The sequence below is a fragment of the Lachnoanaerobaculum sp. genome, from assembly GCF_057250505.1.
The window spans coordinates 1-10,721 of the sequence record NZ_DBHIEQ010000040.1 but is presented as its reverse complement, the minus strand read 5'-3'; the positions used below and the strand labels follow the sequence as shown (position 1 = coordinate 10,721).

Sequence of the window (10,721 nt, the reverse complement as noted above, 5' to 3'; positions counted from 1 at the left end):
ATATAGTAATCGCAAAGCTTGGAAATGATGCCGGAATATACGGCGCCGCAAAGCTTGTAATATCATAGTCGGGGTTGACTTTTTGCTGATTAAAGTTTATCATCATACATGAGATGAACGAAACAGCTCATTATAATCACAATGCGAAAGCTTGGAGAGGGGAGACTCTCCAAGCTTTCTTTTTATTGTCAGATTGGGAGACGACAACATAGTAAGTATAGCAGTATTTATAAAAAAATACTATGTTTCTTAAAAATACTTTCATATATAAGGCTTGTTTTTAGGAGGATGTGGTGATATAGTGTCAGATAACGAAATAATTCAGGCGGTCTTGCCGTTTGACTTAGGAGGTAACTATGAAAAAAAGATTTTTAATAACAGTTTTAGGATTAACAATGGGAAGCGCATTACTCTTTAGCGGATGCGGCTCAAAGAAAGATACCAATGAATCAAGCCAGGCGGTAGCTGAGAGTACAACAGCAGCAGAAAGCACTACAGCCGAGACTACAACAGCAGCTGCAGTAAAAGTGGATATAAACTATGATATAGCAAATCACCTTGATGAGTCATATGACGATATAGGTAAGGCATTCGGAGATCCGGCATCAGATGATATAAAAGAAGATGCGGGAGAGAGACTGGTAAAGTATACAAATCCTGAAAGAGAGTTCCACTACTATAATGACGGAACAAGTGGATATATGTTGCAGGCTGTAAGCGGTAAGGCGGGAGATGTACTCAGTTTTACAGCAGATAAGGTAAGACTTAGCGATGTAACGGATCAGATGGAAGCAAAAGAAGAAAAAGGACTTGAGTCAAACGAGGCTTTGCTCACAGTAGGTCAGAAGGGTGACAGTACAGTGGTATTTGAGTCTGAAGGATATTATTTCGTAGTATCTGTAGATAAAGACAAGAATATAACAAAAGACAGTGCTGTAGCAATAGTTACAGAGGACAAGATAGCTCTTGATAATGCAGGCGCTGAAACAAAGGCACCTTCAGATGTTAAGACACCTGAGACAACAGCAAAGAAGTAAATAGAATCATCAATAATATAGGATATAAATAATGAAATCGGATGAGTATTTTAAGATATGCATAAGCATATTGAAAACTCATTCGATTTTTTGTTATGAAAAAGTAAGAAAATAAAATTATATAAAACATATTGGGTGAAACCAAACTTTGTCATTGACAAATAATAAAAATATGCTAAAATTTTGAAAAACATGTATAATATAACCACTGTAACTTGACTGTTTAAATTAGACTAATATATAAAAACAATAAAAATATATGATATTCATCCGGCTGACTTATTTGACAAAGTTGCTGTTTAATACTATTATATTGTAGTATTATGCAAATATAATAGTATAATTAGCGATTGTCGGATAGGTGAGGTAAATTATGACATAAGCAGGTTTGAAATAGGCATAAATCTTAATGGTGATTTATGGCGAATTGAAAAGAGGAACTGATTGTTGATGATAGTTCCACAAAGTGTAAGAACTTATTATTATATGAGATACAAAAATATATAAAACTGTAGATTAGAGTGAGTTTTTACAATATGAATATGATATATTTTTCTTTATGCTAAGAAGAAAGTGATACTGATATATTTGGCAGATATTTTTAGTGTTGCCTTGTTTGCATGGAGAAAATATATAAATAAATTAACCGGATATAAGAGACTGAGTTAATGCCGCTATGTTGAACAGTGATATGGAGAATGTATGTTGAGCATGATATAGGACTCTGTATTTCGGTTGACAAAAAATCAAGGAGGTGGTTTGATGAAAAAAAAGAGGTTAGTAAGTCAAGCAGGCTTACTGGCTATTTCCGCTCTTTTTCTCTTGGTATTCCCAAGCACTGCACATGCAGAGGGCTGGGATAACTCAAGTGGTGAGTGGAGATACCTTGATAGTGCCAACAACGCAGTGTCTGATGCCTGGCGTAAGTCGGGCGAGGCATGGTACTATTTAGGCGATGACGGCAATATGGTAAAAGATTCAATCATTACCATAGGAGACAGCTCTTATTACTTGGATGCGAATGGAGCTATGGCTGCAAACCGTTGGGTACAGACCAAAGATGATGACGACAATGAAGGTTGGTTCTTCTTCGGTCCTGACGGTAAAGCATACAAGGGTAAGGAAGGAAGGGTATACGCAAGAGAGATAAACGGCAAGAAATATCTCTTCGATGATGACGGAGTAATGCAGACAGGATTCTTCGATGCGGAGGGTAATGCTGTAGAAGATGAAAATCCGTTTAAGACTGCCGTATACTATTTCGGAGATGATGGAGCAATGCTTCAAGATCAGTGGTTACTCTACTCACAGGTGGGTGAGAATCCGGGATATTCAGAGCTTGCACAGAGAAACTACAGCGAGTATGACGAGATGTGGCTCTACTTTGGAAGCAACGGTAGAAAGTACGTAGCAAGCAGTACAGATCGTTCAAAACAAAGAGAGATAAACGGTAAGGATTATCTCTTTGATGAAAACGGTGTAATGATACCGCAGCTTTCACTTAGAAGTGCAAACGTCAGAGCGACTTCAAGTAACGCAAGAGTAAAATATGGTTCGCTTGATACGGACGGTGAGCAAAGAGATGACTATTGGACATTCACAGTTCCGAATGAAGTGATGAGTCAGGATGACTACGATACAGAAGAGCGCAGCTGGTTCAGAACAAAGAAGAACGGAGATGTCATCAAAGACAAGATTGCTACAGTACTTGGCAGAAAATACGCTTTCGATGAGATAGGTCGTATGCAGACAGGATTTGTAGTAATGCTTGAAGACGGTACATTCGGTATCAAGTATGATGTAGATGAGTGGAATAAGGAAGACTTCCTTACAGACGCAATCAACTCACCTATAGCAGCTATAGATAGAGGTAACTTGTATCTCTTCGGTACGGATGAGCTTAACGACGGTTCTATGGTTACAGGTGAAGTGACAGTTTCACTTAGAGACCAGAATGTGGTATTCGGTTTCAGAGATAACGGTAAGGCTATCGGAGCTAAGTGTACACTTGCAAAGAGCAATGACAAGTTCTATTATAACGGTCTGAGATTGGACGCTGACGGAGACCTTAAGTACGGAATTCTTCGTGATACAAGAACAGGTCACGGTGAATATGTTGTCGTAGACGCAAACGGCAAGCAGGTAAAGGGTCAGAAGATACTTAAAGACGGCGAGGGCAACTGGATAATAGTTGACAACTCAAAGTTCGTAGCAAGAGTGGCTGACGGCGACAGACCGAGAAAGAAAAACGGTAGATTCTATCACTATGACTCTACTGCTGAAAGAAATGACAGATGGGGTGCAGAGATCACATTCGCAACAGACGGTGCAAACAATCTGGACAGTGATTTCGTACTCTTTGACAGATAGTTAGAGGAGAGATATGAAGAAAAACAGTTTAATAAGGACGATCAAGCAGGCGACTGCCGGATTGCTTGCAGGAGCCATGGTCCTTACAGGGGTTCCGCTGGGGAGTATGACCTCGCAGGCTGCGGGGTTGCAACCGAATACAGATTTGAATGTGGGGGCAGGAAACAACAATAAGTATGTTTCACAAGTAGGTAATTTTACTTACGGTTCATCAGATTCAACTGCATTTGTAATGGGAGATCCGGGTAATCTCCATCGAGGAACCAATGGCGGTACTGCAACGGATACTTATACTTTTAATATAGCAGGTATTGCTGATGCAGATTCAAGATCGAACAATACTCGTGGTTACTATGATAATTCACAGGCAGCAAGTGCTGCATCTACAGCAGCTACACAACCTACTATCCTTTCAGCATTTAGAGATAACTGGTGGCATGGTTACTATGCATTTGGTAAGCCTTATCGTATAGGTACGGATGTGCAGAATAAGAGTGGAGGTTCGCCTTATAATGCTACAGACCCGCTAGATCCTATTGTGCAAACTTGGGATAATGTTGCCAGTGGAACTACGAATGATGATCCTAACAACCCTTTATTTCCAAGCACGTCACAGGCTAAAATTCATAGCCTGCATGGAAGTGGAACACACTATGATGGTGAAGTATTGACATTGAATGAGGGAACAAATTCTGTTCAGCTTCGTCAGGAAGTTAAGCCTTCAGATGATGATCAGTATATAGTGGTTCAATATACTGCATACAACCCTGGAACAAGCACTGTAGATTTTATGGTGGGTAATGAGACTGATACCATGATTACAACTCAGGATAATGTGCCTATATTTGTTACATCACATGGGGATTCTAGTGCCAAGTTTGAAGGGGTTCATTTTCACAACTCTAAGGACAATGATCCACTTGGGCAAACTACATTTGATATATATACATCAGGTAATGGTGCAGGTATTACAAAGAGGCCTACAAATGATCCTTCAGAAAACCGAGTATGGGTGGGTTCTTGGTCACAAACGCCTAGAAGTGATTGGACAGGTAATATTAACCCGTTGTACCACTCAAGATGGGTGTTTTCACAGAGCCGTTCGGGTTTTGTAAATCCTGGAGACAGTGCAGGTGCTTTTTCAGCCTATTTTAACCTTTTACCAGGTGAGACAAAAGTAGCTACATTTATACTATCTATAAAGCCATGTGTTTACTATGTAAAGACAGGTGCTACAGGCGCTGATACTAATGCAGGTGCACCGGGATTTATGGGTAATCCTGTAGGAAGTATAGCAGATGCAGTAGCACAGATTCAGGCAAACGGTGCAAAGAAAGCCTATATCTATCTTCAGACGGATACTGAGATAGGCAGTACAGTTACAATTCCAAACGGTACTGATATCACTATTCAGACAGCGGACTTCAATGCACTACCGGCTGGTAGAAGCTATGGTCAAGGATACAATCATGACAATACAGCCACTATAAAGACTGATACTGCTACTATAAAGAGAAGTGATAACTTTACAGGTCCACTGTTTAAGGTACAGGACAACGGATCAGCACTTAGCTTTAGAGACGTCAATGTAGACGGTAATGAGGCTCATTTCTCACAGCCAAGTGTTACCACAAAGCCTAATGCACCTCTTATAGAAGCAAGTGCAGGTACAGTAGCATTGAAGGCAGGTTCTAAGATTGAGAATGCATATGTAGATGATGCAAGTGACGGAAGCAACACCCCTTCTGTTATGGATATATCAGGAAGTGCAGTCCTTGATTTGAACTCTCCGGGCGGTACAGCTACCGTTACAGGAAACAAGTCTTTAAAGAACGGACCAGCTATCAAGATAACATCTTCTGCAAATCCTAGATTAAACGGTACTGTAAATATTACAGGTAACAAGGCGATGGTATCTGATCCTGCAAAGATAAAAGATCTCAATGTATCACTTGGTAACAAGCCGTTTATGGTAAAGAAAAACAATGAGGTGGATGCGGCTACAAGTATCGGTGTTACTCTAAGTCAAAATCTTCCTACCGCATCAGGTATGGGAACAACACTTATTGACTTTGAGGGCAGGCCTGTATCCGGACCTGCAAATTACCCATATTCGGTATCCAACTTTACTGCGGATACAAACGGTCAGCATATAGTAATAGGAGATGAGTCAAGCGCAGTTACAGGTGAAGCAAGTTCAGTGGTACAGAATCAAAATGTTATCTATATAACAACAGATATAAAGGATTTAGTTCTTACCTATGTAGATGAAAACGGCTCAAGTATCCCGTATGCAAATCTTGTTGTGCCAATGGTAGGCGGAGTACCTGTTATAAATGCAAACCCATATCAGAAGTCATATGCGGTAGGTTCACAGTTTGAGATTCCGCTGTCTGCACCTACAGGTTATATCTTTGATGCTGTAGATACTTCAGGAGGAGCGCTTCCTACAGGAGTGACTGTGGATGCCACAGGTAAGCTTATTGTAGCTATGCCTAGCCAGGATGTGAATGTTACAATTAAGTTAAAGAGAAATGAAGTTCGTTATGCCTTTGATACACAGGGCGGAAATGTGATTACAGATCTTGTAGAGCCTGTAAATCCTATGGGGACATCTATTCTTACTTTACCTACTCCGGTAAAGAGCGGATATGTATTTAACGGATGGTTTGCATATACCGATGCTGACGGAAGCGGAACGTTTACCACAGGTGATACCGACTTGGGCGCTTTTACAGCATTCCCTAACCCTACAACGGCAGGAGTGACAAGAGTCTATGCAAAGTGGACACCTGGAACAACACCTTATGCTGTAACTGTTACACATAAGAATGCAAATCCGGCATTGTCTGTTACTTTTGCAACAGATACACAAAACCATACTATTACACAGCATGTGACAGCAGATCCGCTGATACCTACACCTGGTATTCCTGGATATCTCTATGATACTGCAAACAGATTGCCGGCAAGTCAAGGTAATCTAAATATTACTACAGGTCATTTTGATCTTCCAAGTATGCCTGCAATGGGAATTAGTGTAAACTATCGTTATAAAGTGGATGTAAGCACAACATTCAACTATACGGTACGTCATCAGGATGCGGCAGGCAATCCTTTGGCAGCAGGCATCACTGCAGTACCAAAGAGAGCTGAGCAGGCTATCACAGCTGCACCCCAGAATATAGCGGGTTATCAGTTTGACCACTATGATATTACTGCAGGAGAAACACCGAATCCTTCAGCATATGTTCTTGGATTGTTAACTCCGGGATTCTTGGTAGTGGACAACAGAACAACTGACGGTACATTCTCAGGCTATATGCCGAACCAGGATGTAATTATCACTTATGTTTACAAACCTGATTCAGCGTCAAATCTCATAAGAAGATATTATGACAGAATCACAGATACAATGCTTGCAAGTGAGATAGACCAGCTTGCACCAAGTGCAGCTATATCAGCCGGAGTTCCAGCTCTTGGAACTACAACCGGAGATAAGCTATACGGTTATATGTGGGTTAGCGGTTCATCTACAGTAGATATGAACCCTGCAGGTCTTGTTACAGTAAATACTGCAACAGGTGACGTAACTGGAAATATGCCTACACTTCCACCGTCTTCTCCGACAAGAGTTGACTGGAAGCTTGACCATGATGCAAGCAAATGGAAGAATGTAAACTTTGCAGTTTCAACAGTTTACAACAAAGGTACATTAGTGTCTCCAGCAACACATGAGATGATTGTAAGTGATACAACACCTGCAGGAGATGCAGCGGCATATACCTTTAACAGATTAAAGGCATTAAACTATGTACCTGGAACAACAGCAAATCGTTATTATCAGTTTGATGGATGGTTTGAGGATGATGCGTGCACAATTCCTGTAAATGTTACAAGATTCTGGCATACAACAGATTCCGATCCGATTACTCTGTATGCAAAGTTTGGTGAGAACCCTAATGAGTGGTTTGATATCAACTTCGTAGCAGGAACTAACGGTTCTATTTCAGCTCCGGCTACATTACATATTCCATATGATTACACATGGAATCAGATATCTGCACAGTTGCCTACAGCTACACCTGTAGCTAACTACATATTCAACGGCTGGAAGGATCCTAACGGAACACCTATGCAGGCGACAAGCACACTGACAAATCATGCAACATATACTGCGGTATTCAGTCAAGATCCAAATACATGGGGTACAAATACCGGAAATATCACACCTTCAGGACGTATAGGCAATGACGGAAGTGGTGAGATAGTGATAGACGGTACAACACCTGGAAATGTATATGTGATAAGTGACAAGAACGGAAATATTGTAGCAGTGGTTCCGGGAGAGAGCGTTGGTAACAGAACAGTAGTTCCAAACCTTATCCCTGGTGCACATTATGACGTACAGGAGGGTACACCTGATACAGTCGCAACAGTAGGACAACCTAGAACATCTGTCACAGGTACATCTGTATCAACACCACAGGATGTGTATGTACCTACAGTAGATAATAACTACAATGTAGGATATGACCCTGAAAATGACGGTATGGCACAGATAGTTGTCAATCCGGCAGATCCTGATGCAGACTATGCACTTATAGATGAGAACGGAAATGTCGTACAGTACCCCGGAAGTGACAATGGTTGGATGACTCCGCAAGGAAGCGGTCCTGCTACAGTTACTTTCAACAATCTTAATCCTAATGAAACTTATACAGTAGTGGCAAGAAAGAAGGGTGATTCTTCTATTCCAAATCCACTTACAAAGCTTCCTGACGGAAATCAGATAATTGCAAACCCTGGTGATATGGCAGATGCACCTAAGTACATTGTCGAAACCAAGAATGGAAATGTAGTGTCTGTAGGAAGCACTAGTGTGGGAAGTGACTCCTATAATGAAGCAAAAGCGGGAGATGCTGTGGTAATTCATGCAGATCCTGTAAATTCAAACGGAAAGAACTTCTTATACTGGCAAGTACTTGCAGGAAGAGCTGTAGGAGTTAGCGGTAACATAACACAGGCTGACTATACATTCACTCTTTCAAATTCAAATATCGTTCTTAAGGCTGTATATGAGCCGACTAAGGTAGCCGGTGATGATGCGGACCTTGCAGAAAAGATAAAAGGCGGAAGTGTCGGTGAGTTCGGACTTGATCCTGATCAGATTCCGGGACTTGCAAATACACTTACAACACCGCTTGACAGATCACTTAACAGTGTAAACGGTGCGAATATAGAATATAAGGTTGTATTCAACAAGAGAGACGCAAAGACAAATGAGAAGACTGCCGTAAAACCTGTTTCAATATCAGGTATGGACCATCCTGATGCACATACTGTAGCATACAGCTTGGACATTGAGCTTGAAAGATATGTAAACGGAAGACTTGTAAACAATGCTATACCTACTGCAACGGCATCAAATGCAGATGTGGATGTGATAGCACAGCTTCCGGCAGAAGATGTCGATCAGCTTGATTATCAGATATTTGATGTGACACCTGATGCTTCAGGCAATATCAACCCTGTAGAAGTGACAATTACAACTGATGTAGCAAACAATGCGGGACTTGTTAAGTTCAAAGGAAAGTTGTTACACACATATGCAGTTGTATACTCAAAGACATTCAAGGTTACATTTGTAGATAACAAGCCTGCACTTGATCATTTATATCTTAATGATACAAGCAGAAACTTCTATAAGAGGTTTAAGATAAGAAGAAAAGAGAATGTGGAAGACAGCTACTATGCAAGTGATTATGCAGTGGTTACCGCATATGCACAAAATAATGTAGCGAACTCACTTAAGACTCCTTTTGAAGATATTTACGGTGTACAATATGATTATGTGAACTGGTCAAAGAAGGAAGATAAGCTTTCCGTATATGATACAACCAGTCCTGTAACTAAGAGAATAATTGTCTATGCTTACTATTCTGACAACAGAAAAGAAGTAGCAAAGGCAAGAGTAGATCTTGGCGATACTATAGATATAGCTAAAGATCTTACAGGAGATCCGTATCTTAAGGCAGGTGAGGTTGCCGAGATCAATGAGGCAATTGCACATGCACTTGAGACCCTCAGACAGGCAAGAGATCTTGTAGCTCCTGACGGTACAACATACCTTAGAATGGCAAACTGGGCAGAGCTTCAGCAGGCAATAGATGCACTTAGAAGACTTATTGACAAGTATTCAAATACTTCAACTGACAGAGCTGATGCCAGAAACAGAAGAACCGGCGGTGCCAGCGGCGGTGGTAACTCATCAAGCGGTAGAGGAAGTAAGCTTCTGACTCCGGGAGAGAAGTCACAGCAGAGTACAGCAAGAAACGAAGGCAGTAATGTAAGAGCGTTCGTACTTGGTGTAGACGGTGCTTGGGAGAAGAACCCTGTAACAAAGGGATGGTCATTCGTACTTAACGGAGGAACACCTATCAATGATATGTGGGGTATGATCACCTTCAATGACAGTACCGGAAAGAGAGTTTCTCGCTGGTATTACTTTGACGGTCAGTCAACTATGGCAACAGGTTGGGTATATGACTCAAAGAACGGTAACTGGTATTATATGAATACCAATGAAGGTCCTGACCTCGGTCAGATGGTAACAGGCTGGGTAAAGGATCCTAAGACAAACAAGTGGTATTACATGAATGACAATACAGGCATCCTTGTAACAGGATGGCATCTTGATAAGCAGGACGGTAGATGGTATTACCTTAACCAAAACGGTGATATGCTTACAGGATGGCAAAATATCGGTGGTAAGTGGTATTACTTTAACACCAATACTCCTGAGAATACCTATGCATGGGATGCCGCTGCATTCAAGTGGAACTACTTGAACAATAGTGTCAGACCATATGGTTCTATGTATGCCGGAGAGAAGACTCCTGACGGCTACACAGTAGATGCCAATGGTGCTTGGAACTAAGTGACATAGGAGAAAAAATGAGAAGAAAGACAATAAAAGCAAAACTAGCTGCTGCATTGTCTGCGAGTATGGCTCTTGCCATGCTCGCACCGGCAATGCCGGCGATGGCGGCTACGCCAGGTCCGCAACCAAATGGCTTTAAGTTTGATTTCAGATCGAAGAATGGAGCTAAGGTACCTTTTGTAAAAGATTTGTATGTGGCAGGTGGAACATCAGGAGCTGCAATTACTTCTAGCTATAAAGGAATGGTATATGATGGAAGCAAACTGTATCTTCCTTATTTAAATAATTCAGGAGCATTTGATGTTGGAGGCACTTTAACTTTAACTGCTACCATAGATAATAATTCAGGAACAGAAGCGGTACAGTCGTGG

The 10,721-nt window shown here is 41.2% G+C and carries 4 protein-coding genes; all 4 read left to right on the top strand.

Annotation, left to right across the window (positions count from 1 at the left end; all coding sequences use genetic code 11):
* Window positions 1–356 precede the first annotated feature (356 nt).
* Window positions 357–1,037, top strand: a complete 681-nt coding sequence (locus ACO6FI_RS12265; protein WP_485457584.1) for a hypothetical protein — start codon at window positions 357–359, stop codon at window positions 1,035–1,037.
* A 762-nt stretch (window positions 1,038–1,799) separates the two neighbouring features.
* Window positions 1,800–3,407, top strand: a complete 1,608-nt coding sequence (locus ACO6FI_RS12260; RefSeq protein WP_485457583.1) for an N-acetylmuramoyl-L-alanine amidase family protein — start codon at window positions 1,800–1,802, stop codon at window positions 3,405–3,407.
* Window positions 3,408–3,420: 13 nt separating this feature from the next.
* On the top strand, window positions 3,421–10,347 hold the full coding sequence (locus ACO6FI_RS12255) for an InlB B-repeat-containing protein (RefSeq protein WP_485457582.1): 6,927 nt from the start codon (window positions 3,421–3,423) through the stop codon (window positions 10,345–10,347).
* 17 nt (window positions 10,348–10,364) lie between these two features.
* On the top strand, window positions 10,365–10,721 hold a 357-nt coding region (locus ACO6FI_RS12250; RefSeq protein WP_485457581.1), incomplete at its 3' end, for a hypothetical protein.

Coding starts and splice junctions, on each gene's coding strand:
- ACO6FI_RS12265 (WP_485457584.1), top strand. CDS start 357: ATGAAAAAAAGATTTTTAATAACAGTTTTAGGATTAACAATGGGAAGC.
- ACO6FI_RS12260 (WP_485457583.1), top strand. CDS start 1,800: ATGAAAAAAAAGAGGTTAGTAAGTCAAGCAGGCTTACTGGCTATTTCC.
- ACO6FI_RS12255 (WP_485457582.1), top strand. CDS start 3,421: ATGAAGAAAAACAGTTTAATAAGGACGATCAAGCAGGCGACTGCCGGA.